A 17,231-nucleotide genomic window follows, 5' to 3' on the forward strand; every position below is an offset into this window, starting at 1 on the left:
TCGATATGCCCGAGAAACACTCGGAGCCGAAACTCTAGGACGCGGGCACAATGCCCCCACACCCCTATGGGCCCCTATCGCTCCACTCACCCCACACCAGTTCTGCGTCGATCGATTCACCCGAATCTCGGGGTGGTTCATCGAATCGCCGGCGAATGTGATGGAGGTCGTTCATCAGGTCTGCGGAGCTGATCCTTCTCGATCCGCCGAGTTCCGCGATTCCGCTGAGCGGGAGGTTCCCGATGTCCACCCAGCGGAGCCTGCCGTCCGCGTCGATCCGGCTGCGTGTGAGGCCGGCGTTGTCGGGGTGCACGCAGTAGGGGACGTCGAGGTATCCCCGGCGGAACGCGGTCAGCAGGGCGCGGCCGATGTCCGGGTCGAGCCCCAGGACGGCCTCGACCAGCGCGAGGGCCTCCCGGTACGTCGGGGAGTCGGCCGGCCCGTCCGTGCCGTACGGGGCCTGGGGGTGGCGGCGGGCCGTCAGCTCGGCCGCCCGGCCGGCGAACTCCAGGGCCAGCACGTTCTCGTGGACCGTGGGGATGCGACGTGCCTCCGCTGCGGTCTTGACGATCAGTCGCTCCGCACCGGTGGTGACGGCCAGTTCGGCCGCGCGGCCCAGCAGCCGGTAGGCGCCCCGGGACGTCTCGGGGTACACCCCCATGTACGTGTAGACGACGATGTGCCAGTTGCGGGTGGGCAGCAGGTCGGCGCACAGCCGGCGCAGCGCGGCCACCGCCTCCTGGTCCTGGCCCATGTGGGTCTGCTGCGCGTAGCTGAGCGACAGCGACCGGATGCCGTGCTGGGCGAAGAACATCGCTTCCAGGAAGCTGATGGCGACCAGCTGGCTGGGCGGGCACAGCTGGCCCATCATGCAGCCGCCGAAGGTCTCCAGGTGCGGCTCGATCCCGAGCTCGCGCAGCCGGCTGTACAGCCGGCAGCAGTCCGCCCAGTTCTGGACGGCCTCGGCGAGCGGCGTCCGCCCGTAGGGCAGGCAGTACGAGACCGGCCCGCCCTCGGTGGCGTTGAGCCGCAGTCGCATCATCGCCCGGAAGATGCCGGCCGGTGTGGCCGATCCATGCCTGACCTGCACCGGGAAGGTGTGGTCGCGCAGGCCCTCCAGCACCGCCTCGGTGGTGGCGGCCGGATGGCTCACGATGGGGTACCCGTTGAGCCGGATGCCCTGGCGCAGGGCGCTCTCGACGGCATCGAGGTCACCGACGCGGGTGTAGCTGTCCAGGGTGAGCGTGCCCACCGTGGTGGCCCGCGCCTCCTTCGTGGCCAGCAGACCCGCCCGCATCCTCACCGGGTCGCCGAAGCCCATGCGGGGCTGCACCACGAGACGTCCGTCGCCTCCCTCGCGGCGGACGAGCTCCCCGAAGTCCACAGGGGCGGAGGCGTGGGTGAGGGGCCGCGGGTCGCGGACGGGGCGGCTTTCGGTCACGCCGATATCCGGGCAGGATCCGGGAGCTGCCGGAGCTCGGGCCGAGGCAGGGCCGTCAGGAAGGACTGGAAGGCCGCGATCGGGTCCTTGCCGTCCTCGAAGACGGCGTCGAATCCGGCGGCGACCAGCTCGCCCGCCCGGTCCCGGTCCTCGCCGTCGTCCGTGCCGAGCTTCCCGCCGATCACGATCGGCGTCGCCGCCAGCGGGTCGCAGTGGCGGAGCCGCTCGATGGCCCGTAGCCCGTCCTGGTACCCATGGCCGTTGACGCTGCTGATGACGACCATCTCCGGTCGGTGCCTGCTGCACTCGGCGACCAGCACGTCGTCGGGCACGCAGGGCCCGAGATTGACCACCTCGTAGCCGCACTCCTCGATGAGCAGCTGCAGGAAGACCAGATTCCAGGTGTGCGAGTCGGAGGCCAGCGAGCTGACGACGACGGTTCCCTTCGAAGGCACCGGCCGCGCGTCCGCCACCGCCTCCACGGAGGCCCGCTCACTCATCGTCGCTCTCCGGGTCGCGGTAGGTGCGCCGGTGCTCGATGCGCGAGACGGAGACGACCCGGCCGCCCTCGACCGCCACCTCGGTGGGGGCCGGGCGGCCCAGGAACATGAGCAGACTCGACGTGGGTCCGTACGCACCGGTGTTGGGGATCCGTACGAGGTCTCCGGGGGACAGCGGCGGCACCTCGATCTGCCGGCCCAGCACGTCCCCCGGCGTGCACAACGGTCCGACGAGGCTCGCCTGCTCGCGCTCGCCCTCCGCGTCGACGTGCACCGCCACCGGCAGCAGCCTGCCCAGGCCCGACATGCCGCCGAAGGTGTTGATGCCGGCGTCGAGGATGACGAACTTCTTGCCCCTGCTGACCTTCACGTTGCTCACGCGGGCCACCAGGGTCCCGCTGTCGCCGGACAGATAGCGGCCGGACTCCACCGCGAGCCGTGGGAATCCCTCGCGCCAGTGCGGGAAGTGCACGTCGAGCGAGGCCTCCAGCTCGGTCCTCAGCTTGGGGTAACGGGCCCGCTCGCCGGCCTGCGCGTACGGCACGGAGAAGCCGCCGCCGATGTCGAGCAGCCGCAGCGGCACCCCCAGTTCGTCCTGGACGGCGGCGGCCACCTCGATGGTGTGCGTGAGCTCGCCGATCAGAGCGGCCTCGTCGGGGGCGTTGCTCTGGGAGAACAGGTGGAGTCCGGCCACGGAGGTGCCGGGCACCTCGCGCAGCTGCCGGGCGAGCGCGGGGATCGTCTCGCTGTCGATGCCGAACTGGGTGGGGGCCCCGGTCATCCGGATACTGGTGGTGGCACCCGCCTTCGCGCTGTTGATGCGCAGCAGGCAGTCCGCGACGACTCCGTGCCCGACCGCCGCCTCGCCGATGTGTTGCAGGTCGGTGAGCGACTCGGCGGAGAAGGTGCGCACCCCGCTCGCGATCGCCTCGTGCAGCTCTTCCGGGGTCTTGCCGGGTCCGGTGTACAGGATGTCGTGGCCGGCGTATCCGGCCTCGAGGGCCGCCGCGAGCTCGCCCGTCGAGCTGATCTCGGCCTTGCAGGCCGGGCCGTCGCCGTCGCGCAGCGCGCGGACCAGATCGACGTGGGGGTTCGCCTTGAAGGCGTAGAAGACCTCGAACCCCTCCGGCAGCCAGCCGAACAGGTCTCGCCGGGCGGCACGGACCCGGTCCAGGTCGTACACGTACAGAGGGGTGCCATGGCGCCGGGCGAGTTCGGTCGGATCGGTGGACCGGGTGCTCATTCCCCACCCCTGTCGAGCAGCAGGGCGGCGAGCTCCTGCCGCGCGTTCTTGCCGTGCTGGGTGAGCGGGAAGTCGGTCAGGACACGGCAGACCGCCGGGACCTTGGCGGGTTCCAGACGCGTGGCCATCTCCTTGAGGACCGTGGACGGCGGTAGGTCGCTCTCCACGAACAGTGCCAGGTCGTGCCCCTCGCCCGGAGGGAGCACGGCGGCGGCGCGGACTCCGGGGATGTCCATCGCGGCGTCCTCGATCTCCAGGGTGCTCATGCGGAAGCCCTTCCGCTTGAACATGTCGTCGCGGCGGCCCCGGAAGTACAGGTAGCCGTCGGCGTCCAGGTAGCCGTAGTCACCGGTGTGCAGGCACGGACTGCCGGTGCCGGCCAGGCGCCGGAAGGCCTGCGCGGTGGCCTCCGGGCTGTTCCAGTAGCCGGGCATCACGTGCGGGCCGACAGCGACGATCTCACCGACCTCGCCGGCGGGCACCTCGCGGCCTTCCGCGTCCAGGATCAGCACCCGGGTGCCGGGCAGCGGCAGACCGACCGAGTCGGGGCGCTCCCGGTCCTCTTCGGGCGGCATCACGGTGATGCGCTTGGCCTCGGTCTGTCCGTATTGGCGCACCACCCGGACGCCCGGGAAGTGCTCGCGGAGCCCGTCGATCGTCGACTGGGGGAGGGCGGCACCCGTGTTGGTGAACATCCGCACCGGAGGCGGGGCCCCGCCGTCGCGCCGGGACAGCGTGAGCAGCATCGAGGCGTAGGACGGCACGATGGGCACCACCGTGGCACCGGTCTCCCGCATGCGCCGCAGCAGCAGCAGGTCGGACTCCCGGTCGGCGAGCACGATCTCGCAGCGGGCGATGCAGGTCATCACGACCTTGTACAGGCCGTAGTCCCAGGACATCGGGAAGCTGCAGAAGACCACGTCGTCGGAGCGGTAGCCGAGGGCCTCGGTGAGCGCGCGGGAGGCGAAGGCCACCTGCGCGTGCGGACACACCACCGCCTTCGGGGCGGCGGTGCTGCCCGACGTGTAGATGAGGGTCGCCACGTCGCTCGGGCGCACCGTCTCGGGCTCGAAGCGGTCCTCGGCGTCGAGCAGTTCCTCGACCTCGGCCCACAGGCCGTCGAGCAGGTGCACCGGGCCGGCGACCTCGCGCAGCCCGCCGGCGGTCGCGGCGTCACCGACGAGGAGTTTGGGCTCGGCGCTGGCGACGACATAGCGCAGGTGGAAAGGCTTCATCCGCGGGTTGACCGGAACGAAGATCGCACCGCACCGGGCCGCACCGTAGAACAGGGCGGCCAGTTCCCGCCCGGTCGGGAGCTGCAGCACGACACGGTCGCCCCGGCCGACGCCCTGGGCGCGCAGCCAGCGGGCGACCGCCAGGCTGTACGCGTGGAGCTGGCGGTAGGTCCACACACCGGACGAGTCGCGGACCGCGGGGGAGTCCGGCGCCTCGGCGACGGCATCGTCCAGCAGACCGTGGACGAGCTCTCCCGGTTCTTCGTGCGCAGAATTCGAGTGGCTGACCAATGCCGCACTCCTGTCTCGAGTTGTGGCTCGGTTCGTTCAGGGAAACACCGGATACGACGTCCGGAACGAAAACCTCGGCGACCACGTTAGGTTCGGCGCAGTCCGGGTCACACCCCTACCTCCCCCTATGAAATGCGCCGGACCGCACAATGCCTCGACGACCGGAGCCCGGCGGCACTTCGCAAATGCCGCCGGAGTGCCGCCGGAATGGGAAAAGAGGGGAGGGCGCGGTCAGCCCGCCCCGCACGAGGGGTCGGCTCCCTCGGCCTCCGCCGGGCTGTTCGGTGCCCACGCGGCACTCGCCGTGATCAGGTCCGCCGTCCACGCCTCCAGTTGCCGGTGCCCGTCGGCGGCACGCGCCCCGACCGGGTTCCCGAGCACTCCGTTGGGGGACACCGCGCGCACCCCGAAGCGCCGCAGGCGGGGAAGGAGCTCCGGCAGCGGCCGCTGGTCGCCCCCGACGGCACGGTCGCGGTGCACCGCGTCCGGCCGCAGTGCCAGCATCGCCGCGGTCTCGGTACGGCCGGCGTGTGCGTCCGCCGGATCACCCGAGGGCTCCCAGAAGTGCACGGTGCGGCCCTCCGACCGCAGTCGGGAGACGGCACGGCGGACCGGGGCGGCGTTGCCGCCGTGTCCGGAGATCAGCACCACGGCCGCGAAGTGATCGGCGGAGCGCACCAGCTCGGTCAGCAGCAGTTCTGTCGCCTCCTGCCCGATGGACAGCGTGCCGGGGAACCCGGCGTGCTCGCCGCTGGAGCCGTAGTGCACGGGTGGCGCCACGACGGCCCATGCGCGGGCGCGGGCCAGCCGCTCGGCGAGCGCGACCGCGATGTCGGTGTCCACGGTGAACGGCAGGTGCGGGCCGTGCTGTTCGGTGGAGCCGACGGGGACCACGAGCACACTCGCCGAGGCCGTGGCGGCGATGTCCGGCCAGGTCAGGTCGGCGAGCCGGCGGGCCTCGCTCACAGGGTGCGCACCCCGTCCCGCCCCGGCCAGTCGGCGGCGTCGGGCAGCAGGGGTGCGGCGGTGCGGTGTCGCAGCGCGCCCCACCACACGCCGGCGCCGTACGCCAGGTCGTCCGCGACCCGGGCGGCCAGCCATCGCGGCAGGTCCAGCCCAGGGCGCTGTCGACGCCAGTCGACCACATGGCGGGCGAGCGCGGCGGCCAGCAGCAGCCGACCCCGTCGGTGCGTCGCCAGGGCCGGCACCGCGGCAGGCCACCACGCACGGGTCGAGGCGTCCGCGAGCAGCCGCCCGACACCCCAGTGGCCCCGCAGGGCCAGCTCGAGCGACTCGTTCGCGGGCACGCCGATCCCGCTCAGCTTGCGCGGCAGCATCGCGGCGGTGCCGAGCGCGGTCGCGGCCGCGACGCCCGGACGGCCCGCGGCCAGCGCGGCCCAGCAGAGCAGGCTCCAGCCGGAGGCGCGTACCGGGGCGACGGCGCGGCCGTGGCGCAGCGCGAGAGGGGCGGCGGATGTGCCGTAGCCGAACCGCTGGCGCAGCAGCGCCGGCCAGGTCGTCCGGGGGGTGTGCCGTACGACGGACGACGGTTCGTAGCGCACCTGATGCTTTCCCGGGGCGGTCAGCCGCCACACGAAGTCGACGTCCTCGCCGAAGCGCAGGTCCTCGTCGAAACCGCCGAGCTCCCGCAGCACCGAGGCCCGGACCACCAGGGCGGCCGTGGGCACGTAGCTCACACGGCTGCCGGGGCGGACCACGGAGGGCAGGGGCCCCAGGTCGAGCGGGGAGCGGTGCTCTTCGTAGCGCTCCAGCGGCGTGGGCCCCGGCAGGCTCGCCACCCGTGGGGCGACGGCGGCCACTTCGGGGTCGGCGAAGTGGGCGAGCAGCGGCGCCAGCCAGCCCTCCTCGGGGACGACGTCGGCGTCCAGGAAGGCCACGAACTCGGTACGGGCCAGCCGCCAGCCCGTGTTCCGGGCGGCGGCCGGCCCCCGTGACACGGGGTGGCGGGCCGCGGCCCGGGGAAGGGGCACGGCAGACCCGTCGTCGACGACCACGACGGCGGCGACAGGGCCGGGCGAGGGAGGGTGGTGGGCGCCGCCCGGGTCGCCCTTGACCGGGATCACGACCGTCACGTCGGCAGCGGTCGGCCCGGTGCCGGAGTGCACGGGGTGCGCCATCCCGCACCGCACCAGCTGACCGGCCAGGCGGCGGTGGCCGGGGCGGTCCGCCACGGGCTCTCCGGCGAACCAGCCCGCCACCAGTGCCGCCGCCGGCCCGTTCAGCCGAAGTACCCGGTAGGGGGAGCCGCCGAGGAGAGTGCGCCCGCCCGACAGCCGGCGCGTCGCCGGGTCGGCGGACAGCCGGAGCACGGCGGGGGAACCCGTGTCCTGTGCGGTGGGTCGGCTCATCCGGTGAAGACTCCGTTCGCGTGGACGACGCTGCTCACGTCCGTGCCCTGAGGTGCTCCAGCAGCAGCCGGGCCGCCTCGACGGGGCTGCCCGGCGCGACTAGGCGCGGCGGGACGCGCGGCGTGGTGTGGGCCCCCGTGAGGGCCATGAGCCGGTCGCGGGGCAGGTCGCCTGCGGGGGCGGGCAGATAGCGCGGACGGGCCCGGTAGGGGCGGACCGGGCCCGTCCGCACTCCGGAATCCGGGGACGCGGGCACGGTGACCGAGGGGACCGGCCGGGTGCGGGCCGCGAGCACGGCACGCAACGGCGCACGGCGCGGCACGGCGGTGCCGGGTTCCACCGAGCACACCGCGGGAAGCGGTACGTCGAGCACTTCACGGCGCCCGCCGTCGAGCCGGCGTACCGCCCGCAAGCCGCCGTCGTCGACGTCCAGTTCCGTCAGCCCGAGGGCCTGCGCGGCGCCCAGCAGGGCCGCCAGGAACGCGGGGGTGCTGCCGGTGCCGCGTTCCGCCGAGCGGTCCCCGCACATCACCAGGGCCGGAGTGACGCCCCTCGCGGCAAGCCCCGCGCACAGGGACACGGCGGTCGCCGCCCCGTCGCCCGACGGGCCGTCGATCCGCAGGACCTCGTCGGCGCCGGCGGCCAGCGCGTCGCGCAGTACCTCCTCCACCGTCGGCGGGCCCACGGTCACGGCCAGACAGCGGCCCCCGAGTTCCTCGGCGACACGCACCGCGAACTCCAGCGCACACCGGTCGGCCGGACCGGCTCCTCCGGCGTAGGGGTCGGTCGTCACCCGTCCGGTGAGCGGGTCCACCGCGGCACGCGGGTCGCCGAATCGCAGAGCGGCCGCCACCAGCACGACGCTCACCCCTTCCGGAAGGCGACGCCGTGGCCGCCGTCGGGGTAGGTCCAGGTGATGGCCCCGTCGGCGTCGCACACCTGGTAGCAGGTTCCGCACTCGAAGCACTGCTCGTAGTTGAACAGGATCGAGCCGTCGCTCGTCGGCACGAACAGCCGGGCCGGGCAGGCGTGCACGCATACGCGGGTCGAGCAGCCACGGCACACGTCGGAGTCCACGGTGATGTGCGGCCGTTCGGAAACCCGGAACTCCACGGTGGACATCCGGTCCTCGAAGGAGGGGTCGGGCAGGCCGCCCGGCCGCTCGGAAGGCGTGGGAGTCATCCGAAGGACCTCCACCCGGTGAAGGAGTCGGACAGGACATGACGCAGACGCACCCCGTGCCGCCGGGCCGCGGATCGCGCGAGCGCGCGCAGCCGCGGTTTGGGACGCCGGTTGTCGACCGTGAAGAAACCCTGGGCGAGGTCGCACAGCAGCCGGGGATAGGCCCGTTGCACCCGGTCGGAGAAGACCAGCTGCGGCACCCGGCGCAGTCTGCGCAGGTCCTGGAGCACGAAGGAGTCGTCCAGCGCCCGCCGGTAGCCGGCGAGCGCGGCGGCGGAGGTGTCCGCGCCGGCGCAGGCGGCGGCCGCGGTGCGCCCCGCGTGCATGCCCGAGCCCAGCGCGTAGTTCACGCCCTCCAGCCACACGCCCGCCGCGAGGCACATCGCGGCCGCGTCGCCGGCCACCAGGATGCCGTCGCCGACGAGTTCGGGCATGGTGTCGTAGCCGCCCTCCGGAATCAGGTGCGCGGAGTACTCCTTGAGTTCGCCACCCCGGATCAGCGGGGCCACCGCCGGGTGCGCCTTGAGTTCCGCGAGTACCTCCTCGGGCCGGACACCGGAGGCGGCGAGCCCGGTCAGCGACAGGACGACGCCGATGCTGACGGAGTCGAGGTTGGTGTACAGGAAGCCGCCGCCGGGGATGCCGCCGGTGCCGCCGAGGATCTCGATGTCCTGGCCGTGGCGGCCGCTGAGGCCGAAGCGCTCCTCGATCACCTCGCGGGGCAGGGCCAGGGTCTCCTTGACCCCCAGGGACGTGTGCTCGGCCTGCCGGCCGGGGACGCCGGCGAAGAGCCCCGCCTCCTTGGCGAGGAAGGAGTTCACCCCGTCGCAGGCGATCACCACGCCCGCGGTGAGCTCCCCGTCCGGGCGGTCGGTGCGGACTCCGGTGACCCGGCCGTCGGCATCGCGCAGCAGCCCGGTGGCCGTGGTGGACGGCACGAGGACGGCACCCGCCTCCTGGGCGAGCGAGACGAGCCAGCCGTCCAGCTCCGCGCGGAGCGCCGTGGCGCCGTTGTACGGGGCGGAGCCCCAGTCCTCGGTGCGGAAGTCCACGGTGAGTGCCTGGTGGTCGGTGAGCAGCATGGTGGAGCGGCGGGTCACCCAGCGCTGCACCGGCATGTGCTCCGGCCATCCTGGGGCGAGTTCGTCGAGGACGCTGCCGTAGACCACGCCTCCGTACACGTTCTTGGCCCCGGGATAGGGGCCGCGTTCGAGCAGCGCGACGGACCGCCCGGCGCGTGCCGCCTCGAGCGCCGCCGCCGCTCCGGCGGGGCCGGCGCCGACGACCACGACGTCGAAATCCGGGTGCTTGTTCATCGGATCGCTCCGCTCTCCTCGGCGTCGGCGACATGCCCCGAGGTCTCCGGGATCCCCAGCAGCCGGGCGATTTCGGTCAGCACGGCCGTGGCGTCGGCCACGATGCCGAGGTCGGCCATGGACGTCATCGGGCAGTGCGGGTCGGTGTTGACGCTGACGACGTGGCGCGGGGAACCGAGCCCGCCGGTGTGGTGCGGGGCTCCGGAGACACCGAACGCGACGTACAGGTCCGGGTCGACGGTGACGCCCGTGGTGCCGATCTGCCGCTCGTAGCCCAGCCAGCCGGCGTCGGTGACCACGCGGGTCGCGCCGTGGGAGGCGTCCAGGGCCGCGGCCACCTCGGCGAGCAGCCCCACCGCCGCGGCGGAGTCGAGCCCGCCACCCGCGCAGAACACCCTTCGGGCCTCGGCCAGGGAGTCCGCCGCACCGGAACCGGTCACCGTCGCCAGGGAGCGGGCGTCGGCGACCGGCCGGGCCGGGTCGAGTGCGAGCGTGGTGACCACCGGGGGCCCGGGGGCCGGTTCGGCGCCGCTCAGTCCCGGCACCAGGGTGGCCACGAACGGCCCCTCGACGGTCAGTTCCACCAGGGCCCTGCCGTCCCAGCGCAGCACGTCGGCGCCGTGTTCCCGTACGTGTGACGCGCCGGCGAGCAGCGGGCGGCCGAGTTCGGCGGCCAGCCGCGGTGCCAGGTCGCGGCCGTCGGGCGAGGCGGGCAGCACCACGGTGTGCACCGGCGAGAGGACGGGGGCCAGACAGGCCGCCAGCGTGCCGGGCGCCGTGCCGGTCTCGGCGGCCCACACCCGTCGTGCCGAGGTGAGCGGGACGTGGGCCCCGCCCGTCCCGGTGCCGACCAGCAGGACGGCGCCGCCCGCTTCGGCGGTGGCCTCGTCCGCACCGGCGGGCAGGTCGCCGTCCCGTACGACGAGGACCGCGACGGCGGGAAGCGGGGCGGGAAGCGGGGCGGGAAGCGTGTTCATACCGCCACTCCCGCCCGGTGTCCTTCGACGACCGCCGCGTGCGCCCGGCGGGGCGCCAGACAGTCGCCCGCCCGCCGCACGGTGAACGGCGCGTCCTTCAACGCGTGCCAGAGCGCGTCCTCCGGGGCCTGGTGCACCGCGCACACCACCCAGTCGTAGCGCTCCTGCACGACTTCTCCCGTGGTGTGCGTGAGCACGTCCAGCTCCACTTCCGCACCGTCGCCGCGGGCACCGGTCACCACCTGGTCGGTGGCGTGCTCGATGCCCTTGGCGTGCGCGCGTACTGAATAGGTCTCGAGATCGAGGGTGATGCCGAGGTCCTGCCCGACGACCATGCCCGGCGTGCTGATGCGGACCCGGCAGCCGCGGTCGGCCAGTAGTTCGGCGACGGACGTCGCCTGGTGGAAGGAGAGTTCGTCCACGATCAGGACGCGGTCCCCCGCACCGGGCGCCGCCCGGCCCTCCAGGACGTCGCGCACGTCGACGACACGGTCGAGCCCACCCGCCCAGTACGGGGGCTGGGGGCGGGCCCCGGTCGCCAGCACCACCGCGTCCGGCGCGGCCGCACGCACCGACTCGGCGGTGGCCTCCACGCCGGTGTGGATCCGCACACCGTGCCGGTGGCACTCGGCGAGCAGGTTGCGCACCACGTCCAGGAACTCGGCGCGGCCCGGTGCCGTGGCGGCCACCTGGACCTGCCCGCCCGTCGTCATGGCACGCTCGTACAGCGTCACCCGGTGTCCGCGCTGAGCCGCGGTGGCCGCGGCCTGCAGACCGGCCGGTCCCCCGCCGACCACCAGGACCTGTCGCGGCCGTGGCCCGGGCGGCGGCAGGGAGACCGCCTCACGGCCCGCCCGCGGGTTCTCGATGCACCCCAGCCAGCGGTTCAGGCCCATCCGGCCCACGCACTCCTGGTTGCAGGACATGCAGGTGCGGATGTCGGAGGTGCGCCCGGCACGGGCCTTGACCGCGAAGTCGGGATCGGCGATCTGACCGCGGACCACGCCCACCAGGTCGCAGTGTCCCTCGGCCAGTGCCCGTTCGGCCTGCACCGGGTCCTTGATACGGCCCACGCCGACCACGGGCAGCCGTACGGCGCGTCGGATGGCGTTGGCGACGAAGAGGGCGTAGCCGGGCGGCACGGTCATCGACGCCTCGATCATGTACAGCGTGGACGTGGCCACGCCGATGGAGGTGTTGATGTAGTCGACCTGTCCGGTGGCCTCCACGAGCCGGGCGGTCTCGACCGCCTCGTCGACGGTCGTGCCGCCCTCGATCAGTTCGTCCCCGCACAGCCGCACGCCCAGCGCTCGGTCGGGGCCGAGCGCTTCGCGCACCGCGTGGACGATCTCCAGCAGGAGGCGGGTGCGCTTGGCGAGCGAACCGCCGTAGGCGTCCGTGCGTACGTTGGTGGCGGGGGACAGGAAGCCACGCACGATCGAGGAGTGCGAGCACTGCAGCTCCACCCCGTCGAAGCCGCCCTGGGCGCAGTGCCCGGCCACCGTGGCGTATCCGGCCACGATCTCGGCTATCTCGCCGGTGGTGACGGCCTTGGGAACCTCGCGGAACAGCGGGTCGGGAACCGGGGACGGGGCCCACACCGGCAGCCGCGAGTACATCGAGGAGGCCTGGCCGCCGTTGTGGTTGAGCTGCGCGAGGATCGGCGTCCCGTGGGCGTGCACCGCCTCGGTGATCCTGCGGTAGCCGGACACCGCCTCGGGCCGGTAGCCGTGGATCAGCTTCTCGTAGGGCCAGTCCGTGACGTGGGTGGAGTGCTCTTCGGTGATGATCAGCCCCGCCCCGCCGGCGGCGCGGGCCGCGTAGTAGGCGGCGTGCTGTTCGCTGGGCAGGCCGTCCTCGGCGTAGTTGGTCAGGTGCGCGGAGAACACGATCCGGTTGGCGACCGTCAGGGGGCCGAGGCGCAGCGGCGAGAACAGGTGGCGCAGTGCGGTCATCGCAGGGTTCCGCCTTCCAGTGCCAGGGCCGCCCGGCGGCCCTCGAGCACGGCTTCGTGCACCGTCCTGGGCGCCACGCAGTCCCCGGCGCGCGGCTCGGCCTCCAGCGAGGTGTCGGGCAGGCGGTGACCGCAGTGCACGACCGCGGCACACGGCAGCGAGCGCCGCTCCCCCGTCAGCACGTCCTCCACCAGGGCGCCGTCGGCGTCCACCGCCCGCAGGGTGTGGCGCTTGAGCAGCGTCACGCCGGCCCGCCGTAGCCGGGTGTTGGCGTCGGCGAGGTCGCCGGTCAGCGCCAGTTGCGTGCCGATCACCTGGTCCTGGGTGACGATCGTGGTGGGCCGGCCGTCGGCGGCCAGCAGCTCGGCGACCGCGGTGCCGGTGGCGTCGCCGACCGGGTCGTGCACCAGGACCGCACCGTCGGGCAGCCGTGCCCGCCCGGCCAGGACGTCGATGGCTTCGACGACGTGCCCGCCGACGTCGTAGAGCCGTGGCCCCGGACGGGAACCGGTGGCCAGCACCACCGGGCGGCCCGACAGGTCGCCCTGGACGGTCTCGGTTCCGGTGCGCACCCGCACACCGAGCCGGTGCACCTCGGCCTCCAGCCAGTCCGCGAGCGGAGACCAGTGCTCACCGGCGTCCCGCAGCGTCCCGCCCAGCCGGGCGCGGCGCTCGGTGAGCTCCACGCGATGGCCCCGCCCGGCCAGCACCCGGGCCGCCTCCAGGCCGGCGGGTCCGCCGCCGACCACGAGCACGTCCAGTGCGCGGTCGGACGTCACCCGCCCGCCGAGGGGGGTGTCCTCGGTCTCGTGGCCGCTCGCCGGGTTCGCGACGCAGGAGACGACCGGGTTGCGGTCGTCCCGCACCCGGCACTTCTGGTTGCACCGCACGCAGGGGCGGATCCGTTCGGGACGTCCGGCGCGTACCAGTGCGACGAGGTCGGGATCGGCGATCTGCGCCCGGGTCATCTCGACCAGGTCGGCGACGCCGTCGTCCAGCGCCCGCTGGGCCTGGGCGGGATCGGTCACCGACCCCTGGAGCACCACGGGCACCGCTTCGCCCACCGCCGTGCGCACCGTGCGGCACAGCTCGGTGTTGAAGCCGGCGGGGGTGTGGAAGTCCGGCCGGGTGGCGGAGACCGACATGGCGGAGCCGCGGACGACGACCAGATAGTCGACGCATCGCGCCAGCTCCCGGGCGACGCCCGCGGACGCCTCCGGGGTGAGGCCGGCCCACGGGGCCAGTTCGTCGCAGGACAGCCGCAGTCCCAGGACGCGGTCGGTGCCGAGAGCGTCGCGGACGGCGTCCAGCACCTCGCGCAGCAACCGTGTCCGGTTCTCGGCCGTGCCGCCGTAGCCGTCGGTGCGCAGGTTGGTGAGGCCGGAGAGGAACTGGCGCAGCAGGCTGTGCTGGCCGGCGTCGATCTCCACACCGGCCAGGCCGTTGGCGGAGGCGAGACCGGCGGCGGCCGAGAAACCGTCGGCCAGCCGGCCGATCTCGGGCTCCTCCATCTCCATGGGCATCTCCCGGCTGGTCACGTCCGCCACGCGGGACGGCGCCCACAGCGCCGACTGGTGGTGGGCGGAGGAGCCCTGCGAGCCGGCGTGCCCCAGCGAGGCCAGCACCAGCGTGCCGTGCGGTGCGCACGCCGCGGCGACCGCGGCCCAGCCGGGGCCGCAGTCGGCGGCGAGCGGGGCCCGCTCATAGGGCCAGTCCGAGGGGTGCACACTCGCCGTCTCCGTGACGATCAGTCCGGCACCTCCGGCCGCCCGGCGCCCGTAGTAGTCGACGTGACGGCGGGTCAGGGCGCGCCCCTTGCCGAGGTTGGTCTCGTGCGGTCCGAACATCACGCGGCTGGGGGCCGTGCGGGGTCCCACGACGACCGGATCCGTCAGGCGCACGTCCGGCCGGCCCCTCGGAGGTCCGCCAGCGGGCTGGTGTCGCACGGCCGGTCGGGGGCCGTCGCCGGCGCGGGCGGGCCCCAGCCGATGCTGACCGGCACGGGACGGGGGCGCGGGGCACGCGCGGTGCGGTGCGAGTGGTCGCCGCTCGGCCGCGGCACCTGCTCCGTGCCGACGGCGGCGAGCGCCGACTGCGCCGCGCCCTTCACGCACTCCGGGTCGGGGCCGTCCAGCGGCAGCCCGGTGAAGAACTTGGCGGCCATGCAGCCGCCCCGGCACACGTCGTACGCCGAGCACGCCGTGCACGCCCCGCCCGTCTGCGGGGCGCGGAGCTCCGCGAACAGCGGGGACGTACGCCACACCTCGGCGAAACCGCCGGGGGAGCGGACGTTGCCGGCGAGGAACTCGTCGTGGATGGCGAACGGGCAGGCGTACACGTCGCCCACCGGGTCGATGAGGCACACCACACGTCCGGCACCGCACAGGTTGAGCCCCGGAAGTGCACCGTCGCCGAGCGCGTTGAGGTGGAAGAAGGAGTCACCGGTGAGCACACCCTCCCCCTGGTCGAGCAGCCAGTGGTAGAGCCCGCGCTGCTGCTCGGCGGTGGGGTGCAGCTCGTCCCAGACGTCGGCCCCGCGCCCGGCGGGCCGCAGACGGGTCAGACGCAGCTGGGCTCCGTGTGCGTCGGCGATCGACTTGAACGCGTCGAGCTGACCGACGTTGTGCCTGGTCACCACCACGCTGAGCTTGAAGCCGGAGAAGCCGGCGTCCGCGAGGTTGCGCATGGCCCGCATCGCCGTCGCATGGGAACCCGCGCCGCGCACGGCGTCGTTGACCTCGGCGGTGGCGCCGTCCAGCGAGATCTGGACGTCGACGTAGTCGCTCGCGGCCAGCCACCGGGCCCGCTCGGGCGTCAGACGCACCCCGTTGGTGGAGAACTTCACGCCCACCTGGCGCGTGGTGGCGTGCTGTACGAGCTCCCAGAAGTCCGGCCGCACCGTCGGCTCGCCGCCGCCGATGTTCACGTAGAAGACCTGCATGCGCTGCAGCTCGTCGATGACGGCCTCGCACTCCTGGGTCGTCAGTTCGCGCGGGTCGCGCCGACCGGACGAGGAAAGGCAGTGCACGCACGACAGGTTGCAGGCGTACGTCAGCTCCCAGGTCAGACAGATCGGGGCGTCGAGCCCGGTCTCGAAATGGTCGACGAGCCTCACGCGGCACGCTCCAGGGAGGTTCCGGGACGGGGTTCGATCACGGCGCCGTCCGCCAGGGTGGCCAGGGCCCGCAGGTAGGCGCCGCGCTGCTCGGCGGCCACCCCCGCACCCGCGAGCGCGGCGTGGACGTCAGGGTGGTCGCCCAGGGTCCGTACGACGTCGACGAGCAACGGGGTCTTGAGGAAGCTCAGCCGACGGGTGCGGAAGTCGTAGGCGAGCGCGCCGAACGGCTCCGGGCGCAGCGCCACGCTCGGCGAACACCGGTAGGGGCGCTCGGGAGTGAACACATCCGGCTCCTGGCTAGTAGACACCGCACATGCCGTCGATCGACACCTCTTCGACGAGGAGCTCCTCGGCCACCGGTTCTCCGGCGCCGGACTCCGGCAGGGCCGGGTTCTCCTCGGCCGCTGCTTCAGTGCCCATGACGGACTCCCTTCGACAACACGTCAGACGACGTTTCAGAAAAGATGATGTGTTTCCTCGGTAAGCGCAGTCCACCCCTACTTATCTAGGGGTTGTTCGCGCTCTGTCGGCCGCCGGAGGGCTTTGATAATGAGACGCAGAATCACCCGACGGCAAAGAAGAGATCCTGATGGATCCGACGTCCGAACAGGGAGGGTCCCCATGGGACGAGTGGCTGGGAAAGTGGCGCTGATAACCGGGGCCGCGCGCGGGCAGGGAAGAAGCCACGCGGTGCGGCTGGCCGAGGAGGGCGCCGACATCATCGCGGTCGACCTGTGCGAGGACATCGAGGGCGTGCCGTACCCGATGGCGTCGTCCGACGACCTGGAGGAGACGGCGCGGCTGGTCGAGAAGACGGGCCGGCGCATCGTCACCCGGCGGGCGGACGTGCGCGACCGTGCCGGGCTGAAGACCGCCGTGGACGAGGGCGTGGCCGAGCTGGGCCGTCTCGACGTGGTGGTCCCCAACGCGGGCATCCTGCCCATCGGAGCCGGGCGCCCGATCAGCGCCTTCGCCGACACCGTCGACATCAACCTCGGCGGAGTCGTCAACACCGTGCACGCCGCTCTGCCGCACCTGGGCGAGGGCGCCTCGATCATCGTCATCGGTTCGATGACCGCGCTGCAGCCCGGCCACGGCGACGTCTCCCCGGCCGGCCCCGGATTCGCGGCGTACCGCTTCTCCAAGCACGCGCTCGTCGAGTACGTCAACACGCTCTCCCAGCTCGTCGCCGGCAGCGGCCAGCGCGTCAACGCGGTGCACCCGACCAACGTCGACACGCACATGCTGCTCAACGACGCCGTGTACAAGGTCTTCCGGCCCGACCTGGACGAGCCGGTCCGTGAGGACGTCGACCCGGTCTTCACCGGCCTGCAGTCGATGCCGGTGCCGTTCGTCAACCCCATCGACGTCTCCCACGCCGTGGTCTACCTCGCGTCCGACGAGTCCCGTTACGTCACCGGCCTGCACCTGAAGGTCGATGCCGGCGCCACCGTCAAGCTCGGCCTGTGAGACGGCCGTCAGGGGCCGCCCGTCCGGGCGGCCGGGCCGGGTGCCCGATGCACTGTCCGAGTCCCATGGAAAAGAACCTGAATTCCCGTCGTGACCGGCGGATTTCTGACTGAAGGGAAGTCGAGGAGGAAATG

General features: G+C 73.2%; 16 protein-coding genes. 1 reads left to right on the plus strand and 15 read right to left on the minus strand.

From position 1 onward, the window contains the following. Positions 1-64 precede the first annotated feature (64 nt). The 15 genes from ACZ42X_RS09335 to mftA form a co-directional block, all read right to left on the minus strand. Positions 65-1,441, minus strand: a complete 1,377-nt coding sequence (locus ACZ42X_RS09335) for a methylaspartate mutase (RefSeq protein ID WP_468286152.1) — start codon at positions 1,439-1,441, stop codon at positions 65-67. After that, the gene (locus ACZ42X_RS09340) at positions 1,438-1,941 is read right to left on the minus strand and encodes a cobalamin B12-binding domain-containing protein (RefSeq protein ID WP_468286155.1); all 504 of its coding nucleotides are present in this window, start codon (positions 1,939-1,941) and stop codon (positions 1,438-1,440) included. The genes ACZ42X_RS09335 and ACZ42X_RS09340 overlap by 4 nt, the downstream gene beginning before the upstream one ends. Next, positions 1,934-3,184: a type III PLP-dependent enzyme domain-containing protein gene (locus ACZ42X_RS09345; protein WP_468286158.1), complete on the minus strand. Its 1,251-nt coding sequence runs from the start codon at positions 3,182-3,184 to the stop codon at positions 1,934-1,936. Before ACZ42X_RS09345 ends, ACZ42X_RS09340 begins: the two co-directional genes overlap by 8 nt. Beyond that, positions 3,181-4,710, minus strand: a complete 1,530-nt coding sequence (locus ACZ42X_RS09350) for a class I adenylate-forming enzyme family protein (RefSeq protein WP_468286161.1) — start codon at positions 4,708-4,710, stop codon at positions 3,181-3,183. The genes ACZ42X_RS09345 and ACZ42X_RS09350 overlap by 4 nt, the downstream gene beginning before the upstream one ends. 231 nt (positions 4,711-4,941) lie before the next feature. Beyond that, positions 4,942-5,676: a mycofactocin biosynthesis peptidyl-dipeptidase MftE gene (mftE, locus tag ACZ42X_RS09355; protein ID WP_468286163.1), complete on the minus strand. Its 735-nt coding sequence runs from the start codon at positions 5,674-5,676 to the stop codon at positions 4,942-4,944. Beyond that, on the minus strand, positions 5,673-7,079 hold the full coding sequence (gene mftF, locus ACZ42X_RS09360; RefSeq protein WP_468286167.1) for a mycofactocin biosynthesis glycosyltransferase MftF: 1,407 nt from the start codon (positions 7,077-7,079) through the stop codon (positions 5,673-5,675). Before mftF ends, mftE begins: the two co-directional genes overlap by 4 nt. Before the next feature lie 34 nt (positions 7,080-7,113). Further along, on the minus strand, positions 7,114-7,947 hold the full coding sequence (locus tag ACZ42X_RS09365; protein WP_468286170.1) for a mycofactocin-associated electron transfer flavoprotein beta subunit: 834 nt from the start codon (positions 7,945-7,947) through the stop codon (positions 7,114-7,116). Beyond that, positions 7,944-8,261 carry a ferredoxin family protein gene (locus ACZ42X_RS09370; protein ID WP_468286174.1) on the minus strand — a complete coding sequence of 106 codons (318 nt, stop codon included), beginning with the start codon at positions 8,259-8,261 and terminating at the stop codon, positions 7,944-7,946. The genes ACZ42X_RS09365 and ACZ42X_RS09370 overlap by 4 nt, the downstream gene beginning before the upstream one ends. Next, positions 8,258-9,577 carry an FAD-dependent oxidoreductase gene (locus ACZ42X_RS09375; RefSeq protein ID WP_468286177.1) on the minus strand — a complete coding sequence of 440 codons (1,320 nt, stop codon included), beginning with the start codon at positions 9,575-9,577 and terminating at the stop codon, positions 8,258-8,260. Before ACZ42X_RS09375 ends, ACZ42X_RS09370 begins: the two co-directional genes overlap by 4 nt. Beyond that, a complete protein-coding gene (locus ACZ42X_RS09380) occupies positions 9,574-10,554 on the minus strand; it encodes a mycofactocin-associated electron transfer flavoprotein alpha subunit (RefSeq protein WP_468286180.1) in 981 nt (326 codons plus the stop codon). The genes ACZ42X_RS09375 and ACZ42X_RS09380 overlap by 4 nt, the downstream gene beginning before the upstream one ends. Beyond that, positions 10,551-12,509 (minus strand): mycofactocin system FadH/OYE family oxidoreductase 2, encoded by a 1,959-nt coding sequence (locus ACZ42X_RS09385; RefSeq protein WP_468286183.1) that lies wholly within the window; start codon positions 12,507-12,509, stop codon positions 10,551-10,553. Before ACZ42X_RS09385 ends, ACZ42X_RS09380 begins: the two co-directional genes overlap by 4 nt. After that, positions 12,506-14,410 carry a mycofactocin system FadH/OYE family oxidoreductase 1 gene (locus ACZ42X_RS09390; RefSeq protein WP_468286186.1) on the minus strand — a complete coding sequence of 635 codons (1,905 nt, stop codon included), beginning with the start codon at positions 14,408-14,410 and terminating at the stop codon, positions 12,506-12,508. The genes ACZ42X_RS09385 and ACZ42X_RS09390 overlap by 4 nt, the downstream gene beginning before the upstream one ends. Next, positions 14,401-15,624 carry a mycofactocin radical SAM maturase gene (gene mftC, locus ACZ42X_RS09395; protein ID WP_468286189.1) on the minus strand — a complete coding sequence of 408 codons (1,224 nt, stop codon included), beginning with the start codon at positions 15,622-15,624 and terminating at the stop codon, positions 14,401-14,403. Before mftC ends, ACZ42X_RS09390 begins: the two co-directional genes overlap by 10 nt. After that, complete coding sequence (gene mftB / locus ACZ42X_RS09400; RefSeq protein WP_468286191.1) at positions 15,621-15,911, minus strand: mycofactocin biosynthesis chaperone MftB; 291 nt, start codon at positions 15,909-15,911, stop codon at positions 15,621-15,623. The genes mftC and mftB overlap by 4 nt, the downstream gene beginning before the upstream one ends. A gap of 13 nt (positions 15,912-15,924) precedes the next feature. After that, a complete protein-coding gene (mftA, locus tag ACZ42X_RS09405) occupies positions 15,925-16,047 on the minus strand; it encodes a mycofactocin precursor MftA (RefSeq protein WP_386228152.1) in 123 nt (40 codons plus the stop codon). 201 nt (positions 16,048-16,248) lie between these two features. Here mftA and ACZ42X_RS09410 point away from each other — a divergent pair, with 201 nt between their 5' ends. Further along, positions 16,249-17,097, plus strand: a complete 849-nt coding sequence (locus ACZ42X_RS09410; RefSeq protein ID WP_468286195.1) for a mycofactocin-coupled SDR family oxidoreductase — start codon at positions 16,249-16,251, stop codon at positions 17,095-17,097. Positions 17,098-17,231: the final 134 nt, after the last annotated feature.

Source organism: Streptomyces sp. NPDC030862 (assembly GCF_055571835.1).